The sequence below is a fragment of the Pseudarthrobacter sp. NPDC055928 genome (assembly GCF_042270935.1).
Lineage (GTDB): Bacteria > Actinomycetota > Actinomycetes > Actinomycetales > Micrococcaceae > Arthrobacter.
The window spans coordinates 241,368-267,164 of record NZ_JBHJZH010000005.1 but is presented as its reverse complement, the minus strand read 5'-3'; the positions used below and the strand labels follow the sequence as shown (position 1 = coordinate 267,164).

General features: G+C 64.5%; 21 protein-coding genes. 6 read left to right on the top strand and 15 right to left on the bottom strand.

Annotated elements, in window-relative coordinates; translation table 11 throughout:
• Positions 1-19 precede the first annotated feature (19 nt).
• The 3 genes from ACFC25_RS09410 to ACFC25_RS09400 all read left to right on the top strand — a co-directional run bounded on the left by ACFC25_RS09410 (position 20) and on the right by ACFC25_RS09400 (position 3,049).
• Positions 20-1,159, top strand: coding sequence for a Gfo/Idh/MocA family oxidoreductase (locus ACFC25_RS09410; protein ID WP_337350441.1), 1,140 nt, complete (start codon positions 20-22; stop codon positions 1,157-1,159).
• A 67-nt stretch (positions 1,160-1,226) separates the two neighbouring features.
• The gene (locus ACFC25_RS09405) at positions 1,227-2,393 is read left to right on the top strand and encodes a DegT/DnrJ/EryC1/StrS family aminotransferase (RefSeq protein ID WP_337345148.1); all 1,167 of its coding nucleotides are present in this window, start codon (positions 1,227-1,229) and stop codon (positions 2,391-2,393) included.
• Positions 2,390-3,049 carry an acetyltransferase gene (locus ACFC25_RS09400; RefSeq protein ID WP_376044893.1) on the top strand — a complete coding sequence of 220 codons (660 nt, stop codon included), beginning with the start codon at positions 2,390-2,392 and terminating at the stop codon, positions 3,047-3,049. The genes ACFC25_RS09405 and ACFC25_RS09400 overlap by 4 nt, the downstream gene beginning before the upstream one ends.
• A 55-nt stretch (positions 3,050-3,104) precedes the next feature.
• Here ACFC25_RS09400 and ACFC25_RS09395 read toward each other — a convergent pair whose 3' ends face one another.
• The 13 genes from ACFC25_RS09395 to ACFC25_RS09335 all read right to left on the bottom strand — a co-directional run bounded on the left by ACFC25_RS09395 (position 3,105) and on the right by ACFC25_RS09335 (position 19,804).
• On the bottom strand, positions 3,105-4,421 hold the full coding sequence (locus tag ACFC25_RS09395) for a M18 family aminopeptidase (protein WP_376044892.1): 1,317 nt from the start codon (positions 4,419-4,421) through the stop codon (positions 3,105-3,107).
• 10 nt (positions 4,422-4,431) lie between these two features.
• A complete protein-coding gene (locus tag ACFC25_RS09390; protein ID WP_376044891.1) occupies positions 4,432-5,307 on the bottom strand; it encodes an intradiol ring-cleavage dioxygenase in 876 nt (291 codons plus the stop codon).
• Positions 5,308-5,392: 85 nt separating this feature from the next.
• Entirely contained in the window at positions 5,393-6,028 is a 636-nt protein-coding gene (locus tag ACFC25_RS09385) for a response regulator (protein ID WP_376044906.1), read from the bottom strand.
• Between the two features lie 53 nt (positions 6,029-6,081).
• Complete coding sequence (locus tag ACFC25_RS09380; protein ID WP_376044890.1) at positions 6,082-7,443, bottom strand: sensor histidine kinase; 1,362 nt, start codon at positions 7,441-7,443, stop codon at positions 6,082-6,084.
• Between the two features lie 20 nt (positions 7,444-7,463).
• The gene (locus ACFC25_RS09375; RefSeq protein ID WP_376044889.1) at positions 7,464-8,366 is read right to left on the bottom strand and encodes an ABC transporter permease; all 903 of its coding nucleotides are present in this window, start codon (positions 8,364-8,366) and stop codon (positions 7,464-7,466) included.
• Positions 8,367-8,369: 3 nt separating this feature from the next.
• Positions 8,370-9,314, bottom strand: a complete 945-nt coding sequence (locus tag ACFC25_RS09370; protein ID WP_337350446.1) for an ABC transporter ATP-binding protein — start codon at positions 9,312-9,314, stop codon at positions 8,370-8,372.
• Between the two features lie 184 nt (positions 9,315-9,498).
• Entirely contained in the window at positions 9,499-10,995 is a 1,497-nt protein-coding gene (locus ACFC25_RS09365; RefSeq protein ID WP_337345156.1) for a phosphatase PAP2 family protein, read from the bottom strand.
• Positions 10,996-11,045: 50 nt separating this feature from the next.
• Entirely contained in the window at positions 11,046-12,242 is a 1,197-nt protein-coding gene (locus ACFC25_RS09360) for an MFS transporter (RefSeq protein WP_376044888.1), read from the bottom strand.
• A complete protein-coding gene (locus tag ACFC25_RS09355) occupies positions 12,239-13,012 on the bottom strand; it encodes a DeoR/GlpR family DNA-binding transcription regulator (protein WP_337350449.1) in 774 nt (257 codons plus the stop codon). Before ACFC25_RS09355 ends, ACFC25_RS09360 begins: the two co-directional genes overlap by 4 nt.
• A gap of 61 nt (positions 13,013-13,073) precedes the next feature.
• Positions 13,074-14,756, bottom strand: a complete 1,683-nt coding sequence (locus ACFC25_RS09350; protein ID WP_337345159.1) for an ATP-binding cassette domain-containing protein — start codon at positions 14,754-14,756, stop codon at positions 13,074-13,076.
• A gap of 46 nt (positions 14,757-14,802) precedes the next feature.
• Positions 14,803-16,791 carry a penicillin-binding transpeptidase domain-containing protein gene (locus tag ACFC25_RS09345; RefSeq protein ID WP_376044887.1) on the bottom strand — a complete coding sequence of 663 codons (1,989 nt, stop codon included), beginning with the start codon at positions 16,789-16,791 and terminating at the stop codon, positions 14,803-14,805.
• Between the two features lie 114 nt (positions 16,792-16,905).
• A complete protein-coding gene (locus tag ACFC25_RS09340) occupies positions 16,906-18,345 on the bottom strand; it encodes a phytoene desaturase family protein (protein ID WP_376044886.1) in 1,440 nt (479 codons plus the stop codon).
• Positions 18,338-19,804 carry a glycosyltransferase 87 family protein gene (locus ACFC25_RS09335; protein WP_337345162.1) on the bottom strand — a complete coding sequence of 489 codons (1,467 nt, stop codon included), beginning with the start codon at positions 19,802-19,804 and terminating at the stop codon, positions 18,338-18,340. The genes ACFC25_RS09340 and ACFC25_RS09335 overlap by 8 nt, the downstream gene beginning before the upstream one ends.
• Positions 19,805-19,978: 174 nt before the next feature.
• On the opposite strand from ACFC25_RS09335, the gene ACFC25_RS09330 reads away from it, so the two are divergent.
• Positions 19,979-20,056 (top strand): hypothetical protein, encoded by a 78-nt coding sequence (locus ACFC25_RS09330; RefSeq protein WP_376044905.1) that lies wholly within the window; start codon positions 19,979-19,981, stop codon positions 20,054-20,056.
• 709 nt (positions 20,057-20,765) lie between these two features.
• Here ACFC25_RS09330 and ACFC25_RS09325 read toward each other — a convergent pair.
• Positions 20,766-21,350: a histidine phosphatase family protein gene (locus ACFC25_RS09325; RefSeq protein WP_066288602.1), complete on the bottom strand. Its 585-nt coding sequence runs from the start codon at positions 21,348-21,350 to the stop codon at positions 20,766-20,768.
• Positions 21,350-22,855, bottom strand: a complete 1,506-nt coding sequence (locus ACFC25_RS09320) for a CCA tRNA nucleotidyltransferase (protein WP_376044885.1) — start codon at positions 22,853-22,855, stop codon at positions 21,350-21,352. Before ACFC25_RS09320 ends, ACFC25_RS09325 begins: the two co-directional genes overlap by 1 nt.
• Positions 22,856-23,062: 207 nt before the next feature.
• Here ACFC25_RS09320 and ACFC25_RS09315 point away from each other — a divergent pair, with 207 nt between their 5' ends.
• Together ACFC25_RS09315 and murJ are read left to right on the top strand one after the other, a co-directional pair.
• Complete coding sequence (locus tag ACFC25_RS09315; RefSeq protein WP_376044904.1) at positions 23,063-23,563, top strand: NUDIX hydrolase; 501 nt, start codon at positions 23,063-23,065, stop codon at positions 23,561-23,563.
• A gap of 82 nt (positions 23,564-23,645) precedes the next feature.
• Positions 23,646-25,757: a murein biosynthesis integral membrane protein MurJ gene (gene murJ, locus ACFC25_RS09310; RefSeq protein ID WP_376044884.1), complete on the top strand. Its 2,112-nt coding sequence runs from the start codon at positions 23,646-23,648 to the stop codon at positions 25,755-25,757.
• Positions 25,758-25,797: the final 40 nt, after the last annotated feature.

Here is a 25,797-nt window from a genome sequence, read left to right as displayed (position 1 = left end):
TGCGAGAAGAAGGACAGCCATGAAGAGCTTCATTGATCCCTTTCATACACCGGCCCATCGGCTGCCGGCCCGGAAACTGTCAATCGCCGTCGTCGGTGCCGGATATTGGGGGCCGAATCTGGCCCGCAACCTTCAAGCGAGCCCCGTCTGGGACCTGGTTGCCATCTGCGACGTGAACTCAGAACGAGCGCGGGCGTTGGGTACCCCGTTTACTGACGTTGCGGTGGTCGAATCCCTTGATGAACTGCTGGACACCTTCGAGGTGGATGCAGTCGCCATAGCAACCCCGGCGCATGCCCACTACGGGACGGTCATGACGGCTCTTCGGGCAGGAAAGCACGTCCTCGTGGAGGAGCCGATGGCGGACAGCCTCAAGCATGGACTTGAGATGGTGGCCGAGGCGCAGGCAAACGGCCTGGTGCTGATGGTGGACCACACGCACTGCTACTCCCCAGCAGTACTCAAGATGCAGGAGCTGGTGCAGGCCGGCTCGTTGGGCGAGATTCTCTTCGTGGACTCCACGCGGATAAATCTGAGTCTGGAGCGCCCTGAGGTAGACGTGTTCTGGGACGTGGCGCCACACGACCTTGCGATTCTTGACTTCGTTCTTCCTGGCGGCCTGAATCCGACCGAGGTCTCCGCGTTTGGGGGTGACCCGCTTGGTATCGGGAGAAACTGTGTCGGCCACCTAAACTTCAGGCTTCGGAACGATGGCACGGCCCACTTGCACGTGAACTTGCTGAGCCCCACGAAGATACGACAAATGGTCATCGGCGGATCGCTGAGGACCCTGGTGTGGGATGACCTGAACCCGAAGCAACGTCTCAGCGTCTTCGACAGAAGCGTCTCGCTGGACCCGTCACCAAAGTCGGCCAACGAAAAGAGGACTTCCGCTACGGCCTACAGAACGGGCGATATTTGGTCTCCCGCCCTGCCGGAGCGCGAGCCCCTGGGCCAGGTCATAGAGGAGTTGGAATTCTGCATCCGCAACAAGCGTGAGTCGCGCACGGGTTGGGATTCTGCGTTGCGCATTCTCGCAGTGCTGGAAGCAGGGGCGCGGAGCCTCAGTCGTGATGGTCAAACGTCCGTTGTCGCAAGCACCGAACTGGCAGACTCAGCCCGTGCGGGGGCCGAGATCCGGAACATGAGGGCACTTTGAGCGGCCGGGTGGAAGTTTGTGGGCACAAGAACGATAAGACCGCCGAGACAAGGAAAGTTGGTGCCCGATGACTGCGGAAACAGTCCTCGCGGGGATGAGTGCGATGAAGCCATGGCTCGGTGATGAGGAAGCGCGCGCACTGGCTGAGGTTGTGGCCTCCGGTTCGATAGCCCAAGGGCCGAAGGTCAAGGAGTTCGAGAAGGACTTCAGCTCCTTGCAACGCGTGCGCTACGCCGTCGCAACCTCCAACTGCACATCTGCGCTTCATTTGGCCCTCATAGTGGCCGGCATCGGTCCCGGGGACGATGTTGTGGTGCCGTCACTGTCGTTTATTTCGACGGCGAACGCGGTGACTTACGTCGGCGCACGCCCGATCTTCTGTGATGTGGACCCCGCCACTGGGAACGTGACTGCCGAGACTATCCATGCGGCACTCACCTTGGACACCCGTGCCGTGATCGTGGTGGACCAGGGCGGCGTGCCAGTGGACCTGCACCCCATCCGCGAACTGTGTGACCGGCACGAGATCACTGTGATCGAGAACGCCGCCTGCGCAATCGGCTCCACCTACAAGGACAGCCCAGTGGGCACAGGGGCCGATCTGACTGTGTGGTCCTTCGACCAGGAGAACATAGTGACCACGGGTGAGGGCGGCATGCTCACGACCCGCCGCGCTGACTGGGCTGCACGGGCGCGAACCCTCCGCGACCATGCCAGGAGCGTCACGGGCATGGGCCGACCCGAATCGCTGGCGGCACTGCCCGAGGTCTACCTTGAGATCGGCTTCGACTACCGGATGACTGACCTGCAGGCCGCCATCGGAATCGTGCAGTTGGCCCGGCTCGCACAAATTGTGGAGCGGCGCCGGACCCTGGCCGGCCAGTACGTCGCCGGGCTTGCCGGGTTGAGGGGTTTGCGTTTCGTCGCGGATCCGCCGTACGGCACTACCAACTTCCAGTCCTTCTGGGTTGAGGTCCTGCCGGGATTTCCTGTCAGCCGCGAGGAACTGCTGGGGAGGCTGGCTGACGCGGGTATCTCCGCCAAGCGGGGCGTCATGGCGGCGCACCGGCAGCCGGCCTACCGCTGGCGCGACACGGGCAACGCCAGGCTGCAGCACACTGAGCGCCTGACCGACCGGACGCTCATCCTGCCCATCTTCCACGAGCTGGACCCCGTCAGCATGAACCGTGTCATGAACACCATCCATGCCGCCGCCAACGGGGTGGGCAGGTGAGCGAGCTGATCCTTATCGCCGCGAGCGGGCTGGCCCGCGAGGTACTGGCGATGGTCCGCAGCAGCGGTCAGTACGACGTCGTGGGCTTGCTCGATGATGACAAGGAGATGGCGGGAGTCACCGTGGACGGGGCACCTGTCCTGGGGACCATCGACGATGCACCCAAATACACGCACGCTTTTGTGCTGGTGTGCCTGGGCTCCGGAAAATCGCGGGAAGCGGTGGTGGAGCGGCTCACCGCGATGGGCCTGCATGAGGCCCGGTATGCCACAGCGATCGACCCGTCCGTCCAATGTCCGGAGGGATGCAGGATCGGCCGGGGCAGTATCCTGCTTCGGAACGTGACGCTGACGGCGTCGGTCACGCTCGGTTCGCACGTGGTGGCCATGCCATCGGTCACGTTCACGCACGACGACGACGTGGCGGACTTCGCCACGTTTGCCGCGGGTGTGTCGCTGGGAGGCGGAGTGCGGATTGGCCGGGCCGCCTACCTGGGCATGAATTCCAGCGTCCGGGAACGGACGTCTGTGGGCGCCTATGCCACGGTTGGGATGGGTGCCGCCGTGCTCAGCAACGTTCCCGACGGCGAGACCTGGGTGGGTGTGCCGGCCCACGAAATCGACCGGGAGATTTTCTGCTTTGGGAACGGACGCTAAGGATCCGGGAGCCTCGCGGGACTGAGCCCTGGACCCTGGCCGCTGCCCGCGACCCTTACGCGGCAGTCCGGAAGAACAGTTCCGTCACCGCAGCCAGCCGGTGCGGGTCTTCGATGCCGCAGAGTTCGCGCGCAGAATGCATCGACAGCAGTGGCACCCCGACGTCCACGGTCCGGATCCCGAGCCGCGTGGCGGTGAGCGGGCCGATGGTGGAGCCGCACGGCATCACGTTGTTGGACACAAATTCCTGGTACGGCACGTTCGCCTGCCCGCAGAGCCGGGCCCAGAATGCGGCACCGTTTGCGTCCGTGGCGTAGCGCTGGTTGGCGTTGATCTTCAGCAGCGGGCCGCCGTTGAGTTCAGGATGGTTGGCGGGGTCGTGCCGCTCGGCGTAGTTGGGATGGACAGCGTGCCCGGCATCCGCGGAGACACAGAACGACGCCGCCAACGCCTGCCGCCGCTGGCTCACCGTGGCATCCAGGCCGTCGGAGATCCGCACCAGAACATCCTCCAGGATGGGTCCGCACGCCCCGGAACGGGAGTTGGAGCCGATTTCCTCGTGATCGAAGGCCGCCAGGACTGCGATCGGCGCATCGGCGCGGTCAGAACCAGTCCCAGAAGTGGAAGCATGCGCGATGAGCGCCGCCAGCCCCGCGTGCGTCGCCGAAAGGTTGTCCAGGCGCCCGGAGGCAAAGAACTCCCCATGGGCCCCGAAAACCGCAGGCGGCTGCGTGTCCGCAATCACGACGTCGTACCCGCCAATCCGGGCGGGATCAATGGATGCACCGTCAACATGCGAGGCCAGCACCGCCAGCAAGTCCACATTGGCCGGGTTGCCGAGCCCCCACACCGGGTTCATGTGCCGCTGCTTATCCAGCGTGAGGCCGTCGTTCACCGCGCGGTCCAGGTGGATGGCCAGCTGCGGGAACCGGAGCAGCGGCCCGGTGGCCGTGAGGTGCTGGGCGCCGTCGAGCATGACCAGCCGGCCGGCCAACTGCAGTTCCCGGTCAAGCCAGGAGTTCAGCAGCGGCCCGCCGTAGATCTCGACTCCGGCCTGCAGCCAGCCATGGGCCCCAGTGGTCGGCTTGGGCTTGAGCTTGAAAGAGGGGGAGTCGGTATGCGCTCCCAGGATGTTGAAGCCGGTAGCCGGCCCTGCACTTTCCGGCACCACCCAGGCGATGAGGGCGCCGTCACGAACTATGTAGAACGAGCCTGCCCCGCCTTCCCACGGTTGCAGCTCATCCAGGCCTGTGAACCCGGCCGCATCCAGCCTGCGGGCAGCCTCATGGACGGCGTGAAAGCTCGACGGCGAGGCGCTGACATAGGCGCCAAGGTCCTGGATGTGGTCTGCGGCGTTGGAAAGGGAAGGCATGGTCTCGAGTCTAGATGGTCACATTGAGCCCGGCCGTGTATCCGGCGGCAGCCGATCCGGTCATGCTGGCAAGCTGGTAGATCCCGCCGTCGTCACCGAAGACGTTGTCCGATTGCAGAGTGGTCCGGGGGAAGTTCCGCGCACTGGTTTCATAGCCGGCCGTGGCGTAGACGTCCTTGCACGCCGCATCCGTCAGGGCGATCTGTGAAACGGCCAGCACCTGCCCGGCCGAGGTGGCATTGCTCATGGACTCGAACACCTCAAAATGGATGTGCGGCCAGCGGCCCATGTAGGCGCCCGGAAAGATCGACGTGAACGTGACCTGGCCGTTCGCATCGGCCTCCTGGACCCCACGAAGGAAGTTCTCGTTGTCGAGCCCGGAATCATACATGGAGTACTTCCCGTCGCGGTCGCAGTGCCACGCGTAGACGGCCGCACCGGCGAGGGGCACGCAGCCGTTGGAGTTGTCCAGGAGCGTGAGGGTGAAGGTCAGGGGCACTCCCTCGACCTTCGTGGTGGACGTTCCGAAGCTTGTGGTGATGTCCTGCCGCACCACGCCGGAGGCCTCCAGGACGTTGGGCCCGTTGGAACCGTCTCCGGGATATGGCCCCGCGGTTTCCTGGGGGATTTCCGCACCGCACTCGGCAATTGCGCGGGTCAGCGTGGGCGTCGGAGTGGCTGTGGCGGTTGCGGTGGGGGCGGCAGTGGCCGTGGCCGACGCCGAGGTGCTGGCTGTGGACGTCGACCCGCCGGGTGTGCAGGCCGCCAGCGCCACAGCGGCGCCGCCGGCACCGAAGAACATGCCCAGCGACCGGCGGCTCATCAGGGTGGAGAGGTCGAACTCGAGGCCACGGTCGTGGTTGGGGTGGGGCTGGTGATTGGTCATGTGTCCATACAACCGCCCTCCCCTATGCCATGCATAGAGAGTTCCTGTGAGGGTGCTGTGTGCCAGCAGGATGCTATCGGGGGATTCAGTAGTCAGGGTTGCTCGGGACCACCAGGCCGGTTTCGTACGCATACACCACGGCCTGGACACGGTCACGCAGGTGCAGCTTTGTGAGGATACGGCGGACGTGGGTCTTCACAGTGGCTTCGGACAGGAAATACCGGTGCGCGATCTCTGCGTTGGACAGGCCCTCTGCCATGGCCTCAAGCATCTCCGTTTCGCGGGGCGTCAGCTCCTCCAGCAGCGGATCACGCGGCGCGGCAGCGGGAGCAGGGCGGGCAGCACCACGGACGTATGTTTCCAGGAGCCGCTGAGTGACGCGTGGGGCCACCACTGCATCCCCGCTGGCCACTACGCGCACGGCGTGGATCAGTTCCGACGGCGCCACATCCTTTAAGAGGAATGCGGACGCGCCGGCCTGGAGGCCAGCGAACGCATACTCGTCCACGTCAAAGGTGGTGAGGATGATGATCCGTGCGCCGGATCCGGATGCTGTGATGGCACGGGTGGCCTCGATGCCGTCCAATACGGGCATCCGGACATCCATCAGCACCACATCAGGGTTGAGCTCCCGGACCTGCCTGACGGCGTCAGCGCCGTCGGAGGCCTCGCCCACGATGTGGAGGTCGTCCTCGCCCTCCAGGATGAGGCGGAAGCCCATCCTCAGCAGCGGCTGGTCATCGGCCAGCAGGACGGTTATTGGTTGGTTCCCTGTCACGTTTTGCCTTGCATTTGGTGCGGACGGTTGAGCGGCTCAGTGGGCCCGTCATCGGGACAGGTGAGGACGGCATATACGCGCCAGCCCCGGCCGCTGCGCCCGGCTTCCACGGTGCCGGAGTAGATGCGTGCCCGCTCCGCCATTCCCGCAAGCCCCTGGCCTGGACCCGGAAGGGCCGGGCCCGAGGTGCTCGAACCTGGCCCGCCGCCGTCGGAGGTTCCCTGCCCCGCAGCGCCGGCGCCGTCGTCGAGCACTTCAATGGTGACTGTTGAACCGGCCCGGGCGATGCCCACATCCACGCGGCCAAGCGACCTGCCGTAGCGCAGGACGTTCGTAAGCGACTCCTGGACGATCCGGTAGACGGTCAGCTGGAAAGCCGCATCGCCGGGCAGCGCGGGACCGGTATGCGAGTAGTGCAGCGGAAGGCCGGCGGTGCGGAATCCTTCGAGGAGTGTCGCGAGGCTGTCACCGGAGGCCAGTGGCTGCCGCGGCGCCATCGCCCCGGAATCATCCCGCAGTACGCCCAGCACACGCCGCATGTCCGCCAACGCAGTCCGGCCAGTCCGGGACAGTTCACCGAGCACCTCAACGGCGCGGTCCGGGCTTTTCCGGACCACGACGGCGGCCCCATCCGAGAGGCTGATCATCACGGTCAGCGAGTGGGCCACGACGTCGTGCATTTCCCGCGCGATCCGGTTCCGTTCGTTCACGGATGCCAAGCTTGCGGTCCGCGCCGCCCAGGCTGCGATTTCCTGCTCATGTTCCCGCCGCTGCCGCACGGAAATTCCGATTCCCGTGGCGATGACGTTTGACAGGGCGATGGTCGCTCCCGTGGCGATGCTGGTCAAAAGGTGGAAGTCACCGGGGTTGCTGCCGGGGTCATGGACGAAGGAGGTGTCCATGGGTCCGACGGCGGCCAGCAGATACAGCAGTGCCAGCGGGGCAGTGGCCACCGCCATGGTGACGAGCGCGAACCGGCGGGTGTGCACCACCGCCACCGCATACAGCGAGAACCATAGCCCGGCAGAGACGTTCGAACCCCACGGGTGGAGCAGGGTGACAGCCACTTCCACCACCGCTATGAAGGCAACGAGTGCCACGGGATATGGACGCCGGAATAACAGGGCTCCTGCAACGGCGAGAAGGAGCACCGCAGCCAGCCATGCCCCGGACATCAGAGCATCCACCACGGTGGGGGCCACCAGCAGGGTGTAGCTGACCACCACCACGCCGTCCATCACCCGCGGGTGCTTGTGAAGGTACCGGCGGAGCAGCCCCCGGCGCTTGGCCGTGATTTCGGCAAAGGACGCGTCGGCCAAGCCGGCCGGCGCGTCCCTTACTGGTGCCGTTTCATTCATGGTCTGAGCCTAGCTGCAGCCTAGACGTCGCGTTTCTTCAGGACGACGGCGGCGAGAACTACCGGGATGACCACCCAGGCCCCGAGGACAAGTGCAGCCTGCCACGCCTCGAGGGTGTCCGGCACGTGCTGCACGGCAGTCATGGGGTCGACTGTATTCCCCGGGAGGTACTTACGGGTCTGGACAAAGAACTCACCCGGGATCAGCTGGAAGGCGATAGGTGCCACGAAGAAGAGGCCAACCAAGGTCATAATGCCGCCCGCCGAGTTCCTGAGGAGCGATCCCAGCGCCATGCCTATGGCGGCGACGGCGGCAACATAGAGGCTGTTGATGAGCAGCATCTTCACCGACTGCGAGCTGGCCAAGTCCAGCTTGAGGTCGTAGTTGTCCAGGATCGGCACGGAGACCAGGCCCGCAACGTATACCGAGACCGCGGTGACTACGAAGGCGGTGACCATCACCACCAGCAGCTTGGCGACAAAAGCCGGCGTCCGTTTGGGCACCGCGGCGAACGTTGAGCGGGCCATGCCCGTGGAGAACTCGGAGCTCATCAGGAGCACGCCAAGGGAGCCGAGAATGAGCTGGGCAAAGGCAATACCCGACGTCGGGACGCCGACGGCGATGTCCCCGCCTTGGGCGGCAAAAGCTGCGGCCGCTTCCGGGTCGTTCAGGGCCTGCTCTGCGAACTGGCCCGTGCCCCAGGCCGATAGGGCGCCAAAGCCAACCACTACCAGAACGGTGCAGGCGAGGAGGATCAGCGTGGACAGCAGGGTGCGGAACTTGATGAACTCGGAGTTCAGCACGCGGAGGAAGGACGGGCCCGGGCCTGTGCTGATGGCATCACCGGTCAGTTTGCTGGAGGACGCGGAACCTGCGTACGCACCTCGGCGGGACGGGTTGGGTTCGAGGGTGGTTGAGCTCATGGCCTAGTTGCCTCCGGGCTGGACGGGAGCCGAGGCGCCCGTGGTGATCAGTGAGTGGTATTCGACCTCATCCTTGGTCAGCTCCATGTAGGCCTCCTCAAGGCTGGCCTGAAGCGGCGTCAGTTCGTAGATCATGACGCGGCTGTCGAGGGCGGCGCGGGCGATCTGGCGGGGATCCAGGCCCGTGACCTCGAGCAATTCGTTTTCCTGCACTTCAACGGAGACGCCATCCCCGGCGAGCAGGTGCATCAGCTGGTCTGGCTGATCGGTGCGGACGCGCGTGCGGATCCGTCCCTGGCCGTTGATGATGTCACGGATGGGAGCGTCGGCAATGATCCGGCCGCGCCCGATCACAATCAGGTGGTCCGCCGTGACTGCCATTTCGCTCATGAGGTGGCTGGACAGGAATACGGTACGGCCCTCGGAGGCCAGGTATTTGACCAGGTTTCGGACCCAGACCACACCCTCCGGGTCCAGGCCGTTGACGGGTTCGTCCAGGATGACGGTCTGCGGATCACCCAGCAGTGCGGCAGCAATGCCGAGCCGCTGCCCCATGCCGAGCGAGAAGCCGCCGACCTTCTTTTTGGCGACGTCCGACAGGCCTGTCATCTCGATGACCTCATGCACGCGTTTCTTGGGAATGCTGTGTGTTGCTGCCATTGCCCGAAGATGGTTATAGGCCGTCCGGCTGGTGTGGACCGCCTTGGCGTCCAGCAGTGCGCCGACGTCGCGCAGGGGAGCGGCGTGCCGGGCGAACGGTGTGCCGTTGACAGTCACAGTGCCCGACGTCGGCCGGTCCAGGCCCATAATCATGCGCATGGTGGTCGATTTGCCGGCACCGTTGGGGCCGAGGAAGCCGGTCACGCGGCCGGCTTCGACGGTGAAATCGACGCCGGAAACGGCCGTCTTTTCGCCGTAAACCTTGGTCAGGCCTTTTGCCTCGATCATGGATTGTTCCTTCGAACAGCAGCCAATGGCTGCGGGGATTTTTGGAGAGTGGTGTATCCACAACGCTACAGACGCAGACCATGGATTTCGCCGGTCTCAGGGATGATTCAGGGTTGAATCAGGGTAGTCCGTCCGGATGACCGGATCCCCCGCAGAGTCCACGGGCGCCCCGCAGGAAAGTGGCTCAGGACTGTGGCGAGTAGTACGTCAGGTGACGGTTGGCAACCCGGAACTCCGCCGTTCGGACGCCGGCCAGGGCTTCGCCGTCGACGGCCAAAACCATCGGTGAGCCGTCGGATTCGACGCGGATCGTAGAGGCTTCGGACAGGTGGGTGATCCGGGAAGTAGCCACAGTTCCCGTCAGGACGGACCATAGGAGGCGGAGCCTTGCGAAGGACTCATCAGCCGTGATCATGCGGACATCCAGGACGCCGTCGTCCAGGACGGGCCTCACCAGGGGTGCATGGTCCCGTGGGTAGTAGCGGCCGCGGCCAATGTAGGCGATCCAGAGTTTGTGGCGCACGCCGTCCACCAGCAGGGTAGTGGGCGTTCCCGTCGCGAAGGTCCGGAACATGGCCACTACACCGGCCAGTGGCTTACCCAGCGCGGGCTGCAACATTTCCCGGCGCCGGACGAGGTTGGGATAGAGGCCGATGCTCGCTGTATTCAACATGACGAGCTCTGCCGTTTCAGGGTTCCCTGCCATTCCCCGTTCCACGGTCACCAGGCCCACGTCCGCCAAGGCCGCTTCGCCACGGTTGGCGGCAGTCACGGCTTCCTTAAGGTGTCCCGTGCCGGCGTCCCGGGCGAAGTGGTTCAGGGTGCCCCCGGGCAACACCAGCAGCGGGAGGGAATGTTCGACGGCGGCGGCGGCCGCGGTGCCAACGGTTCCGTCCCCGCCCCAGACTCCCAGGGCAACTGTTCCCGGAAAGGTGGCGGTCGCCTGTATTTCAACGGAGAGGTCTTCGCCAGGCTCCACCGTGTTTATATGCGCTTGGGGGAATACTTCCTGGAGCGCCCCGGCCGTTTCCTGCGTGAACGATCCCCCGAGGGTGTTCACCACGATGCTGAGTCCGGCCCCACCGGGCAGTTCCGGAGCTTGGGTGAACGTCCGGCTCACGGCAGGAAACGGCGGGCGGACTGGCCACCACTTCCTGGTTATCAGGGCTGCGCCCGCGCCGATGGCGGAGCCGAAGAACACGTCCGAGGGCCAATGCGCCCCGGTGTGGACCCGCGAGTACGCAACACCCACGGCCACAGGGGCCAAAGCGGCCCCGACCACCGGCTTCACCAGTCCGGCACCCACGGCGAAGGCGATGGCAGAGGCCGAATGCCCTGACGGCATGGACGAACTCGTGGGTTGTGGATGGACGAACCGGAAGACCGGAAGGTGCTCCGGTAAAGGCCTGGCACGGGGCAGCAGGGTTTTGAAGCCCATATTGGTTACTGCGGAGGCTACCGCTTGGGCGATCAATCCGTGGAGGGCTGCCCGGCGGGGCTTTCCCGGGAACGCCGCCATGATGGCTGCAGCGCCCATCCAAAGCTTCCCGTGGTTGGCCGACGCGGACAACCGGCGGAAAAACACGTCATGGTTTCCGCCTGGGAATCGCGACACCTTCCGGACGAGATGCCGGTCGAAGCGGCTAATCCAGCCGGAACCCCTGCGCCACCTGATCTGCATTCCACCACCCTACCGCCGGGAGCATTTCACCCGGGCAGGCCAGCCGGGACCTATTTCCCGCTCAGCGGCTTCGCGGCGCCCGCAAGGAGGAGGGCAAGCAGGATCGGAGCCAGAATGGCCAGCAGTGCCAGGTGGATGCCGGTCAGGTCGCCCAGGTATCCCAGCAACGGCGGACCGGCCAGGAAGGAGATATACCCCAAGGTGGATACAACCGAGACACGGGCTGCGGCATGCTTGGGATCATCAGCTGCAGCGGACATGCCCATGGGGAAGGCCAGGGCAGCACCTACGCCCCACAGAGCGGCGCCGACCGCGGCGAGCCAGACGTTGCCGGCCAGGACGAACAGCAGCAGGCCGGCGGCCGCAGCGGCCATGCTCGCGCGGAGGACAACCACACGGCCATAGGCGTCGATGGCCCTGCCGCCGACGAAGCGCATTGCTGTCATGGCCAGGACGAACAGGGCAAACATCAGGGCTCCGGTGGACTCTGTGGTGCCGAGCCCGTCCACGGAAGCCTTCGCGATCCAGTCATTTCCTGCACCTTCGGTAAGGGTTGCACCGAGGACCACGACGCCGATCAGCAGCGTGCGGCCGTCCCGCCACGCGGAGGGTCCCTTGGCCGCCTTAGGTTCGCCTTCAGCCGGTGTCGCAGCTGCTATATGTGGCAGGAAGTACCGCGGTGTCACCAGCGCCACTACGGCCACCACGCCGGCGATGACCAGGAGGTGGACCGGCAGCCCGACTCCGATGGTGGAAAGGCCGGCGCCGATCAGGGCACCTACGAAGGCTCCGCCACTGAACGCCGCATGGAACTGGGGCATGATGGTGCGGCGCATCTTGTGCTCGACGTCGGCGCCTTCGATATTTTGGGCTACATCCCAGAGACCAATGCCGATGCCGAAGAAGAACAAGCACACGGCGGTACCCGGGACGGATTCGACCGAGAGGCTGAGGGCAATCCCGACACCTGCCAGCGTTACCAGCACGCCGGCTGCCCGCACCGTGTTGGCGGTTCCCAGCCTGCCCACCACGAGGCCCGCCGTCGGAAGCGCCAGCAACGAACCGACGGCGGTGCACAGCAGGAGGGTGCCCATCTGGCCTGATGTCAGGTTCAGCGTCTCAGTGACGGCAGGGATGCGTGCCGCCCAGCTGGCGAATACCAGTCCATTGATTCCGAAAACTATGAATGTTGCGGCAGCCGCCGCCTTGAGGGACGGGCTGGCCGTGGTGCGGGTATTGATGCTCATGCTTTCACTACTTCCACCGAGAGCTTGTTGAGGTGTGCGAGTTCTTCCGCACGCAAGTCTTTGTCTGTCACGATCACGTTCACTGATTCGAGGGGCGCTACCAGTGCCATAGCGTTGGCATTCCATTTGGAACCGGCGCAGGCAACAATCACTCGGGCTGCTGACTCGAGGCCTGCCCTTTTGACAGCTGCGTCGTCGAGGTCGTGCGCGAGCAGGCCGTCTTTGAGGTTCAGGGCGCACGGCGTCACCACGGCGGTGTCGAAGCGCAAGGACCGGATGTTGGCTTCCGCCAGCGGGCCGCGAAAGCACAGCTCGCCGGGAACCAGGCTGCCGCCGGGGAGGAGCAGGGCCGGTCGCTGGCCTGCATTCGGGTCGTCAGCCGTCACCGTAGTCAGCGACCGCACGGACATGGGCATCAGCGTCAGCTCGCGGCCGCGCAGGGTCCTGGCGATTTCCGTCGCGGTGGTTCCACCGTCCAGCCACACGTGTTCCCGATCCCGCAGCAAGCCGGCCACGGCCGCCGCAATCCGGACCTTGACGGCCTGGTCTTCGAGCTCACGCTGGCCGTAGCCGGGGTTCTCACCGCTGACAATCAAGCTCCGTGCGCCGCCGTGGACGCGCCGGAGGACGCCATTGGATGCGAGCACCTCCAGGTCCCGGCGGATCGTGGCTCCGGAGGCGCCGCAAGCCACTGTGAGCTCCTCGACGGAAGCCTCGGCCTGACGGCGCAACAGCTCGCCAATCAGCCGATGGCGCTCCTCAGTCTTCATGTTCAAATGCTAACAAGATTTGATCATTTAATCATTCCTGTGATCAATCCACCTCAACGGCCTAGCGGACCCGTTCCACTCGCTTTTCGTCCCAGACGGGCTCGGTGGATTCGTACACCTTGCCGTCAGAACCAAATATCAGGAAACGGTCAAAAGTCCGGGCAAACCAGCGATCGTGCGTCACGGCGAGGACCGTTCCTTCGAAGTGGTCGATGGCGCGCTCAAGTGCCTCGGCCGAGTGCAGGTCCAGGTTGTCGGTCGGCTCGTCGAGCAGCAGCAGCGTGGCTCCGGAGAGCTGCAGGAGCAGGATCTGGAACCGCGCCTGCTGCCCGCCGGAAAGGGATTCGTACTTCTGCTCGGACTGCCCCGCCAGGCCGTAGCCGTCGAGGGCGCCGGCCGCAGCCTCGCGGCCCAGCCCGGACCGGTGCTCATCGCCGCGGTGCAGGATCTCCAGGAGCGTCTTGCCCAGGAGGTCGGGACGAATGTGGGTTTGGGCAAAGAATCCCGGCCGGATGCGGGCGCCGAGCTTCACGGTGCCCTCGTGCGGCACTTCGGCGATCTCGACATCGGACACGGGCAGGTGCTCACGCTCCGGATCCGTGCCTCCGGTCGCGAGCAGGCGCAGGAAGTGGCTCTTGCCGGAGCCATTGGAGCCCAACACACCCACACGGTCACCAAACCACACCTCGGTGGAGAACGGTTTCATCAGGCCGGTCAGTTCCAGCTTCTCGGCCACGATGGCGCGCTTGGCAGTCCGGCCGCCCTTGAGCCGCATATGTACGTTCTGCTCGATTGGCAAGGCCTCCGGCGGGCCAACCTCGAGGAACTTCGCCAGCCGGGTCTGGGCTGCGTGGTAGCGGTTGGCCATATCGGACCGGAACGCCGCCTTGTTCTTGTACATGTTGACGAGTTCCTTGAGCTTCACGTGCTCCTCGTCCCAACGCTTGCGCAGTTCCTCAAAGCGGGCGTTCCGGTCAGCCCGGGCTTCCACGTAGGAGCCGAAGCCGCCGCCATGGATCCAGGCGCCGGCACCGTTGATGCCCGGCTCCAGGGTGACAATCCGGCCCGCGGCGTTATTCAGCAGCTCTCGATCGTGGCTGATGAAGAAGACCGTTTTCCTGGACTCGTTAAGCTTTTCCTCGAGCCAGCGCTTGCCGGGCACGTCAAGGTAGTTGTCCGGCTCATCGAGCAGCAACAGCTCGTCGGGGCCGGCAAACAGGGCTTCCAGGACCAACCGCTTCTGCTCACCGCCGGACAAGCTCGACGCCGGGCGGTGCTGGGCTCGGTCAAAGGGCAGGCCCAGGGCGGCCATGCAGACTTCGTCCCATACGGTTTCTACGTCGTAGCCACCTGCGTCTCCCCAGTCCACGATGGCCTGGGCGTAGCGCATCTGGCTGGGTTCGTCGTCGAGCTCCACCATGGCGAGTTCCGCCTCGTCCACTTCGCGGGCAGCGGCGGCCAGCGCAGGCGGAGCGGCCGATACAAGGAGGTCGCGGACGGTTGAGTCGTCCCGGACCTGGCCCACAAACTGGCGCATGATGCCCATGTTCCCGGAGCGCCCGATCACGCCTTCATCCGGAACGAGGTCGCCGGAAATGATCCGGAACAGCGTGGTCTTGCCCGTGCCGTTGGGGCCGATCAGGGCAGTTTTGGTGCCATCCGGGACCTTAAAAGTCACCCCGTTGAGCAGCTGGGTGCCGTCGGAGAGGAAATAGTCAATACCGGAAACGTCTATGTGGGCCACGCCAATAATCTTCCCACGCCCCGCGCCGCGGTCCTCGTCGGCCGGGTCAGCCGGCTGCGACGAGGAACTCCTTGAGCAGGGGCCCGGACGTGGTGGCGCCGAGGCCGCCATCCTCCACAAAGACGGCTACGGCGAGGTCACCGTGGACAGCCACGATCCAGGCGTGCGTCTTGGGCGGGTTCTCGTTGCCGAACTCTGCGGTGCCCGTTTTGGCGCCCACGGGCGCGCCCGGAACGGTGGACAGGAAGCCTGCGTGGCCGGAAGTGACCACCGCCCGCATCATGTCGGCGAGGGCTGCGGCCTCAGCGGCCGTGATCGGCTTGTCCGAGGGCTGGGACGGCGCCTCGGGAGTGACGGTCGACGACGGCGGCGCGGCCCCGTCGGTAGGCTCACTAGTGGCCTCTGCCGCGGCAGGGCCGGCGTCGGGATTCAGGACAAGCTGCGGGGAAACGGGCGCGCCCTTAGCGACGGAGCCGGCCATGACGGCCGCGGCCAGCGGTGACAGCAGCACCTTGCCCTGGCCGATCATCGAGGCCGCATGTTCGGTGCCCTCAGCCTCACCGGGGACTGAGCCCAGAAAGGCCGCTGCCCCCAGTGACGGCGCTTCCACGGCAACCCCCATGGCCATCGCGGCAGCCTCGAGCTGGGACTGGGACACCTTGTCACGCGCTCCGATGAATGCTGTGTTGCAGGAATGGGCGAAGGCATCCCGAAGTGTCACGGATCCCAATGATTCGGCGGGGTAGCCTTCGGCGTTTTTGAAGGTCCGGCCGTCCACAGTGAGGTCGGGGGGGCACTCCACCTTGGAATCCGGGGTAAGTCCATTGCGCAGCATGGCCAGCGAATCGACCATTTTGAAAGTCGATCCGGGGGCGTACTGACCCAGCATGGCGGTGTTGTAGCCGTTGCTCCCGGGACCGGAGGCGGCCGCCAGCACAGCCCCGGTGGAGGGACGCAGTGCCACGATTGCGGACGCCGGACCAACACTGGTGAGCGTGCTCTCCGCCAGCGACTGGAGGGCCGGGTCAAGGGTAGTTTTCAGGGGTGTGCCAGGCGTTGGCGCCACCTCAAAGACGACCCTGCGCGGATCCGTAGCGGCAGTCTGGATCTGCTCGGTGGTGAGGTCGGCCCGCTGGGCCCGGATTACCACGGCGTCGGTGCCGCGCAGCTGGGCGTCGTACTGCTGCTGCAGGCCGCCGATACCGGTCACGTCTCCGGCTGCCAGGGCCCCGGCTGAGGCCTCGATCTGTTCAGCCGTGGCTTCGCCGACCGAACCGAGGACTGCACGGGCAAAGGTACGGCTGGGCGCCAAAGGCATGGTGGCAGCAATACCGCGGGCACCGGGGATCTCGGCGATCTGCTGGTCCGTGATAGTACGTCCCTCCTCGCGGAGGGTGATGGCCAGGACAAATGCCTCAGCGCCGGAAGCGGCTACCTGCTGGGCGTAGGCAGCCGGATCGATGCCCACGAGCTGGGCCAGTTTGGTGGCAGATGCAGCCGCATCGGCAGCGCCGAGGCGGGGCTTGTCGATGCCCACATTCACCACGGGCCTATAAGTGACCAGCTTGGCATCGCCGGCACCGAGGATGTCAGCCCGCTGCGGCGATTGCGTGCCTTTGCTGAGGATCTCGCCGTCGGCCAGGTCCGGGACGAGGTCTGCCGGATCCCACACTGCCCGCCACTCGCCGTCGGACTTCTTGAGTTCCGCGGAGACGGTGTATTTCCATTCAGCTGAGGCAATGTTCCATGTGTAGTTCAGGGGGAAAGTGGCGCTGTCACCGTCGAGGGTGAGCTCGCCGGCTTCCACGGTAGGCTTGTCCGGCTCGAGGGACTTGAACACTTCCTTGAGCTGATCATTCACGGCCGCTGAGTCCCGGCCGTCGAAGGCGACCGAGCCCACGTCCAGGGCGGAAACGCCGGAGGCAAGCTGTTTCGCCGCGGCTTCCGCGTCCCCCCGCCCATCGTCGCAGGCGGCCAGGGAGGCGCCGAGAATGATTCCAACTATGGCAAGAGACAGTTTTTTTGAGTTCCCCACGGCGTCATTATGCCCCGTTTTTGGCCATTCCCCTGCGCGACCGAACGTATGACGCCCCGCGGAGCACGGTGTGAAGTAGACGTATGCCCCGAGGAAGCTGGAAAAACTTACTGCCTACAGCCCCAAGGGCGGAACGTCCAGACCAAACATGTCTTTCAAGGCATATTTTGCGGCGTAGAAGCCAGGCATGCCCGTTACACCCGGCCCCGGAGGGGTGGATGATGAGCAAAGGTAGACGCCGCGGAGGGGGGTCCGCCAAGGGACCGTGGAAATAACCGGCCTCTGGAGAAGCCCGCGCACGTCCATGAGGCCAGCGCTGAAGTCTCCGCCAATGTAATTCCGGTTGTAGCGGCCGAGCTCCGCTGCGGTTGTTACGTGGGTCTGCATCACCAGGTCGCGGAATCCGGGCGCGAAACGCTCGAGTTGCGCAGTGACCACCTCGCCCATGTCCCGCGTCGATCCGGCGGGGACATGGCAGTAGGCCCAGAGCACGTGGTGGCCGGCGGGCGCGCGGCCGCTGTCGAAGCGCGACGGCTGGGCCACCAGAACGTACGGGTGTTCAGGGTGCCTCCCGGCCGTAACCTCGTTCTCGGCGTGCGCCAGTTCAGCACGGGTACCGCCAACGTGCACTGTACCGGCATCCGCCAGTTCGGGGGCTGCCCAGGGAACCGGTCCTGACAGGATGTAGTCCACCTTGCAGGAGCCGTTCCCGTACCGGAACGACTCCAGCGACCGCCGGTACTTAGCCGGCAGCCCATCCCCGGCGATGTGGAGTAATCCGCGCGGTGCCACGTCCACGAGGGTTGCGCGGGCACCGCCGAGTTCCCGGAGGTCTTCAACCGGACTGTCCGTATGGATCACGCCGCCGTGGGCGCGGATGTCATCACCCAGCGCGGCAGCAATCGACGCCGAACCCCCCACCGGAATCGGCCAGCCTTGGGCGTGGGCCAGGCCGTTGAGCATCAGCCCGGCACCTGCGGCGGCCAGCGAAGGCAGGTGCGAGACAGCATGGGCCGCTACGCCGCTGAGCAGTGCGGGAGCGAATTCTTCCCTGAACCGCGTATTCCATAGCCGCGTGCCCTGCTCCAACGTGCCCAGCCCGAAGATCACCGCAGCCACTGGATCCTTGGGGATCCGGAGGAGCTGGTGCTGGGTCAGGTCCATAACTCCGTCGATGCGGCTGACAATCGGACGCATCAGCTTCCGGTAGGCCTGACCATCACGCCCCAGCCCCTGGACTGTTCGCTCCAGTGAATGGTAGGCCAACGCCGCGCGGCCGCCGTCGAGGGGGGATCCGAACGACAATTCAGGAACCACCAGTTCCACCCGGCGGGCCAGCTCAAAATCGCGGAAAAAAGGTGAGGCCAGGGCCATCGGGTGGACCGCCGAGCAGACATCGTGGAAGTATCCGGGCTGCATCAGCTCTGACGTCCGGGTTCCGCCTCCGATCGTTCCTGCCTCTTCGAAGACCTCAACGTGGAGTCCCGCACGCGCCATCACGGCGGCAGCAGCCAGTCCGTTCGGCCCGGATCCGACGACGGCGACGTCAGGCATGGCTCTTGGCCCGCCAAGGAAGGACGGATTCCGCCGGTTTGAGGATATGGATTCGCAAACGGTCAGGTGCCCCCTCAAAGGGCCCGCCTTGGGGGTCATCCATCTCATGGCGGCGGACGGGATCGTAGCCGGGGTCGTAGATGTCCCACACCACACGGCCCATAAGATATGCCGTTGCGAGCATGTGAGCCGCGACAGCAAGGACGTAATAGGGCATATCGATATTGTGTTGCGAGGAGCCTCCGCTGGTCACCTGTCCGAGGTACATCCAAATGGCAGCCCAGTGGAGGCCCTCAATTCCCTGCCACACGAGGAAGTCCCGCCAGCGCGGCCTTGCCAGGGCAAGAAGGGGAATCAGCCAAATCACAAACTGGGGGGAGTAGACCTTGTTGGTCAGGATGAATGCGGCCACTATGAGGAAGGTCAACTGTGCGAGCCGGGGCCGCCTCGAAGCGGTCAGTGCAACTATGGCAATGCCGACGCAGGCCAGGACAAACAGGTTGAGGGCCAGCGCGTTGATGACTTCGGCGTCCAGGACTTTCCAGCGCAGCCTTGTTGCCACCAGGTTGTACGCGAACCAGGGTGAGCTGTAACCGGCCGGCCGATCTTCCGTGAATTGGTAAAAGTACCGCCACCCTGCGGGGTTCATCAGCGCAATCGGTATGTTGACGGCCAGCCATGCCACCAGGGCCGCACCCCCGGTGACCACGAATGTCCGGATCCTTCCGGTCCTTAGCGCCAGGAGCAGGATGGCCCCAAAAATAAGCACCGGGTAGAGCTTGGTGGCTGTTCCCAGGCCGATCAGGACGCCGGCCAGCACCAGCCTCCCCTTCGAAAAACACAGCATGCCCACGGCCAGCAGACCCACGGCCCACATATCCCAGTTGATGGTCCCGGCCAGTACGATCCCAGGCGCCAGCGCCACCATCGCAGCATCCCAAGGACGGCGCCGCGACATCCGTGCGGTTGCCAGTACAGTGACGATCCAGACAGCGGCGATCAGGGTTGCATTGACGTCGAAGTAGCCGAGGATCCTCGCATCGGTGACGCCCTCACCCGGTACAAGCCAGGCAGTGGCACCTGCGATGAGCCCCATCAGGACCGGGTATTCGAACAGGCTCCCTTGGCTGAAGAACGGGAAGGTCCCGTCTCCCAGCCCGCGGTTGCGGAAGAGCTCCGGAAAATCCGAATAGCACGTTGAGTAGAACTGGCTGGGGGACTCCCAACCGTTGGCGCGGCAATAGCCCTTAATGAGGATGCTCACCAGGGCCGCGAGCACCGTCAGGATGATCAGCACGCGCTCCACCGTGAACACCCCGGGGGAGATCATGCCAGGAGCCGAACGGACACCCATTGGCCCGCCAATGATTTCAGTGAAGTTTCTGAGCAGCAGGTCGCTGCGGCTGGGAACCACCAAGCGAGTGCGTCGCGGGTGTGCCGGCGGTTTGGTCTCCTGCATGCTTTCGAGCTTACCCGTGTGGTTCCAGGCAGCAACGACCCACAGTCTGCAGGAAAGCCATTGGACTCGCTTCGCTTAAATGGGGGAGCCCACGCGTCGCCGCGTGGGCTCCTTGCGGATTGCTGCCGGTATTAGCCATCAGCTCCTCCTGTACGAACGAAGAGGGACTGCGGCATCAGTTCATGCCGCGCATTTGCTGGTGCATCAGTAAGAAAACGTACTCACGATGGCTGTCCAGTAGGTCACCGTTGAATTCACGGGGCCTGTCGCGGACTTGTTGGGGCCTGGAGAACAGTCGCTGGATCTTTTTGATCATGTGTGTCACCTCCTTCCGAGGGTCTTTGGCAGCTTGGCTTGCAGGCTGCGAACTGGATGGTGCCGGCGTGGTGATCGTCATGGTCTCTGGGCTTTCAGCAGGAATTAGGCACAACAAATAGAGCCGTTTATGGTCGCGACAATAAACGCCTGAATTTAGGCAAAGAAATGCCCGGTGCTAATTAATAGAGTTCGCAGAATGCGAAAATGGGGCCCCTGAGGCTGGCGCTGCAGACCCAACAAGAAGCTGGTTCCGAACTATGGGTGCTGCGCAACCGAGGGGTTCCGCCTGGACCAGATGCTGACAACCGGCCACCCTGACGGGGCGGCTAGTAGGTAACTATTGCTCCACTGATGCTCGGCATCAGCAGCAATAGGCTTTAGGAGTCAGTTCGTCGGTCAAGATGGCGCGCATGTGCGACAGGGGCCGGGAACGCGGTGATGGTCATCTTCCATCCGCTAGTCAAAGTAATCATTTCTCCCAACCTCCTTTTCCGCTAAGCCGTTGCACTGACTGACTCGCCAGGCAAACGCGCGCCTTGACCCCGGCGAGACGCTCTGGGGTCAGAAATAAAATTACACTATGAATGCATCAGTTCGCCACTGAATGGGGAAACATTTCAAATTCTTTTGTAACTAAAGCCTTCTAGAGGCCCCAGCGCACAATTGCCGGAGTCTTCTTATCCCAGCCCAATGTGCAGACTTTCGCGGTACCCAATATGAAGTGGCGACCTTCGGTGGGTGCCAATTCGAGCCAGCGGGCGGTAAGGATCCGGGAAAAGTGCCCGTGGGCGACGATCAGCACATTATCCAGACCTGATTCGAGGACCCTCGCCACGATCTTGTCGGCGCGGGCCGCCACTTCGTCCAGGGTTTCCCCGTTGGGCACCCCGTGCGTCCAGATCAGATAGTCAGGATTGTCCTTGCGGATCAGGTCCGAACTGATTCCTTCATAGTCGCCGTAGTTCCACTCCACAGCGAGGGGCTCGTGCTGCGCGTCCGGGAATCCTGCGAGCTCGGCGGTGCGGCGGGCACGGCGCAGCGGGGAGGTCAGGACCAGGTCGAAGTCCACCTGGTCCAGCACTTTGCGAGCCTCCACGGCCTGCTGCTCGCCCTCCACCGTGAGCGGCAGATCGGTCAGGCCCGTGTACTGGCCGCTCTTGGACCACTCCGTTTCGCCGTGGCGCAGGATCCAGAGCTGAGGCCGGGGGGTCATGGCAGAGATGTTCATTAGGGCTCCTCAGTAGCGGAAAGTTCGACGTCGGCGAGAGACTCATCGGCCTCCGGAACCGGAGGTGCTGCTTCGGGCTGCTGCGCCCACCAGGCGAGCAGCCTGGCCTCGGCATCGTCCGGCTGCAGGGGGCCATGCTCCATCCGTTCCTCCAGGAGGAACTTGTAGGCACGGCCAACGACTGGCCCCGGTTTGAGGCCCAGGATGTCCATGATCCGGGCACCATCGAGGTCGGGGCGCACGGCGTCCAGGGATTCCTGCTCGCGCAGTGCTGCGATGCGGGCCTCAAGGTCGTCGTAGGCGAAGGCGAGGCGCTCGGCTTTGCGCTGGTTGCGGGTGGTGACGTCCGAGCGGGTCAGCCGGTGCAGGCGCTCAAGCAGCGGACCGGCATCCGTGACGTAGCGGCGGACGGCAGAATCGCTCCAGCCGGCATCGCCGTAGCCGTAGAAGCGCATATGCAGTTCCACCAGGCGGGCCACGGCTTTGATGGTGTCGTTGTCGAAGCGCAGTGTCTTCATCCGCTTCGCAGTGAGCTTTGAGCCCACCATGTCGTGGTGGCGGAAGCTGACCGCGCCGCCCGGTTCAAAACGCCGCGTAGCCGGCTTGCCGACGTCGTGCATCAACGCCGCAAACCGCAGCACAAAGTCCGGAGCCGGCACGTCGCCGTCGGCATCGGTTTCAAGGGCAGCCGCTTGTTCCAGGACCTGCAAAGAATGCTGGTAAACGTCCTTATGGCGGTGGTGCTCGTCCGATTCAAGCCGCAGGGCGGAGACTTCGGGCAGCACGTACTCTGCCAGGCCGGTGTCCACCAGGAGGTCCACGCCGGTCCGGGGGTTGGCGCCGCAGATGAGCTTGACCAGCTCATCGCGCACACGTTCGGCGGAGATGATCGTGATCCGCTCGGCCATTTGGCTCATGGCGAGGCGGACGTCGTCATGCACGGAAATCCCCAGCTGGGAGGCAAACCGTGCGGCGCGCATCATGCGGAGGGGATCGTCGGAGAAGGAGGCCTCGGGGGAACCGGGGGTGGCCAGGACGGAGCCGTGGAGGTCCCGCACGCCGCCGAAAGGGTCAATGAGCTCCAGCGAGGGCAGGCGCAGTGCCATGGCGTTAATAGTGAAGTCGCGGCGCAGCAGGTCATCGGTCAGGGAGGAACCGAACGCCACCACTGGCTTCCGCGACTCGGGATCATAGGCCTCGGCCCGGTAGGTGGTGATCTCGATCTGAAAGCCGGCTTTCCGCATACCGATGGTTCCGAAGGCGCGGCCAATCTCCCAGTAGTTGTCCGCCCACTTCTTAATGAGGGCCACCGTCTGATCCGGAGTGGCATCGGTAGTGAAGTCCAGGTCCGGCGACGTCCGCCCCAGGAAAAGGTCACGGACCGGGCCACCCACCAACGACAGCTCGTGGCCTGCGTCGACAAACCGCTGGCCGAGCTCCAGGACCACCGGGTCAACCTGGAAATCGACGGTGTGGGATTCAGTCTTGTGATGTACGTGCGCCATAGTTACTTAAGCTTGGCAGAAACCAGAGCGTTGGCAGGCCAAAATCTCGTGAAGATCACGCCTAATCGTTCCGGCGGGGGCAAAGTGCGTCATACGCAGTCCATCCCGATGTCATGTTCCGGTCATCAGGAACGGGCAAGAGTCGTTAGAGTGGACTTCATGGCCCATCCCGTACCGAGCGCTCCCGGCAGGAGGACAAACCCACCGTTGCCATCGGCAATCGGTGCCCATGTCGCGCCCGCCCAGCACTCGGCACCGGCCTCGCTTCCAACTGTGGAGGAGATCAGCGCCGGCGGGGTAGTAGTGGACACTTCCGACGGCGACCTCAAGGTTGCGATCATCGCCCGCCTTAACAGGGGCGGACGGCTCGAATGGTGCCTGCCCAAGGGGCACCCGGAGGGCAAAGAAAACAACGAAGAGGCCGCAGTCCGCGAAATTGCCGAGGAAACAGGCATCGAGGGCGACATTCTGGCGCCGCTGGGCAGCATCGACTACTGGTTCACTGTCAGCGGACATCGCGTGCACAAGACCGTGCACCACTACCTGCTGCGCGCCACCGGCGGCGAACTCACCATCGAGAACGATCCCGACCAGGAAGCCGTGGACGTCGCTTGGGTACCTATCCAGGAACTCGCGCGGAAGCTCTCCTTTCCCAACGAACGGCGCATCGCCGACCTCGCGCGGGAAGTCCTGCCCGAACATCTTTGAGTAGTCCATCGCGCGCGCCCCGCGGCCGCGGCTTCCCGCTGCGTTGCGGCAATATCGGCTTCCGGGTGAGACGATGAAGTCGATGTCCGCTACCAACTTCCCCTCCGACAACGCAGGCAATGCCGGTGAAGCCGAGCCTGCTGCCGTCCAACCCAGCGAAACGCGCTCCAGTGCCATCATGGCCGCCGGTACGCTGATTTCCCGCTTCCTGGGGTTCGGCAAGACCTGGATGCTCGGCATTGCCCTTGGACTCGGGTCCACTGTTAACGACACTTTCATCAACGCGAACAACCTTCCCAACCTGATCTTCCTGCTGGTTGCGGGTGGCGTTTTTAACGCCGTACTGGTGCCCCAGATCATCAAGGCAAGCAAAGCGCCGGACAGGGGAGCGGACTACATCAGCCGGCTGCTGACCCTGGCTGTGCTCCTGCTGCTGGGGCTCACGGCCCTGGTGACCCTTGCAGCCCCATGGGTAATTGAACTGACCACGCAGGGTTACTCGCCACAGCAGAAGTCGCTGGCGGTGGCTTTTGCGTTCTGGTGCCTGCCACAGATCTTCTTCTACGGCCTGTACGCGCTGCTCACCCAGGTCCTTAACGCCAACGGAGCCTTTGGCCCTGCCATGTGGGCACCCATCCTGAACAACCTCGTGGCCGTCGCTGGCCTGGGAATGTTCATTTGGATCTTTGGGGCCAACATTGCCAACCCGCACACGCTGGAAAACTGGGGTTCTTCGCAGACCCTTCTTGTGGCGGGGTTTTCCACCATTGGTGTGGTGGCCCAGACCGCCATCCTGCTGGTGCCGGTATTCCGTCTAAAGCTCAAGCTGCGTCCGCGGTTCGGCTGGCGGGGAGTAGGACTTGGCCAGGCGGCAAAACTCAGCGTGTGGACACTGCTGACGGCCGCCGTCGGGCAGCTCGCCTTCCTGTATGTCATGCGTATCGCCACAATTCCCGGAGCCGAGCGGCTCAGGCTTCAGGCTGCCGGTGATCCGGCTGCCGCCATGCTGCCCGGCAACGCCGTGCTGGAGGTGGCCAGCCAGCTGTACCTGCTGCCGCACTCCATCATTGCCATTTCGCTGGCCACAGTCCTGTTCAACCGGATGACCCGGGCTTCCCAGGACGGCAACCGGGACGAGCTCCGTGATGCCCTTTCCCACGGACTGCGAACCATGGCTGTCGCCACTGTTTTTGGCGCGCTGGCTCTCTTCGCCCTGGCGGGACCGCTGGGCATGTTCTTCTCGGGCGGCCCCCGGCAGGACGGCGTGATGCTGGCCCAGACGCTCACGCTCCTGGCCCTCAGCACGCCCTTTATGAGCGCAAACTTCATGATGTCCCGTGTCTTCTACGCCAATGAAGATGCACGCACACCGTTCTATATTCAGCTCCTGCTGGCCCTTGTCTATGTTGTGGGCGCCTTCGCCATCCAGTTCCTGCCCGTCGGTCAGATCATCTACGCCATCGCCATCCTCTATATGGTGGGCAACATCCTCTCGGTGGTGATCAGCGCCTATTTCCTGCGCCGGCTGCTGGGACACCTCGACGGTCCGCGGATTGCCAATTCGTATATCCGGATGGGGTACGCCGCGCTGGGATCCGCCGTTGCGGGCGCCGGCGCGTTATGGCTGATGGGCAGTTACAGCCCGGACGGCTTTGCCTGGACCAACCAGGCAACCGCACTGGTGACCCTCATCGTCGTCGGACCCATCATGCTGGTGGTCTACGTTTTCCTGCTCAAGATCTTCCATGTCTCGGAGTTGCGCGACCTTCTCCGCCCGCTGCTGGGACGCCTTGGTCGGTCCAAGTCCGCCGCTCCCACTGACTCCGGTCCGGAGACGCCGCCGTCGTCCGGTTCAGGGGGAGCCCACTCCGGAACGGGACGTCCGACGCCGGAACGCGCCACGGTCTCGGTGGACACCGGCCTGATTCCCCGGATTTCCGGCGAGTTTGACGCCGTCTCTTTCCGGGCGGGGCCAGTGCCGGAGCCGTCACGGGACCACGCCCCCCACGCCGTTCCCCCTCCAGCCGACTCCGACGACGGATCCGGCGGTGGATACTTGCCGGCGGAAGACGTGCCCGGCACAGCCAGGCGGGGCCTGCTGCGGGACGAGATCCCGTTGCCCGGCCGGCGGACCTTCCAAGGGCCAGCGGGGCAGAACCCCCACTTCAAGCCGCGACGGCCACGAAAAAAGTGATATAGCCGGGGTTATCAGCTGCCTGTCTCCACCGGCCGCC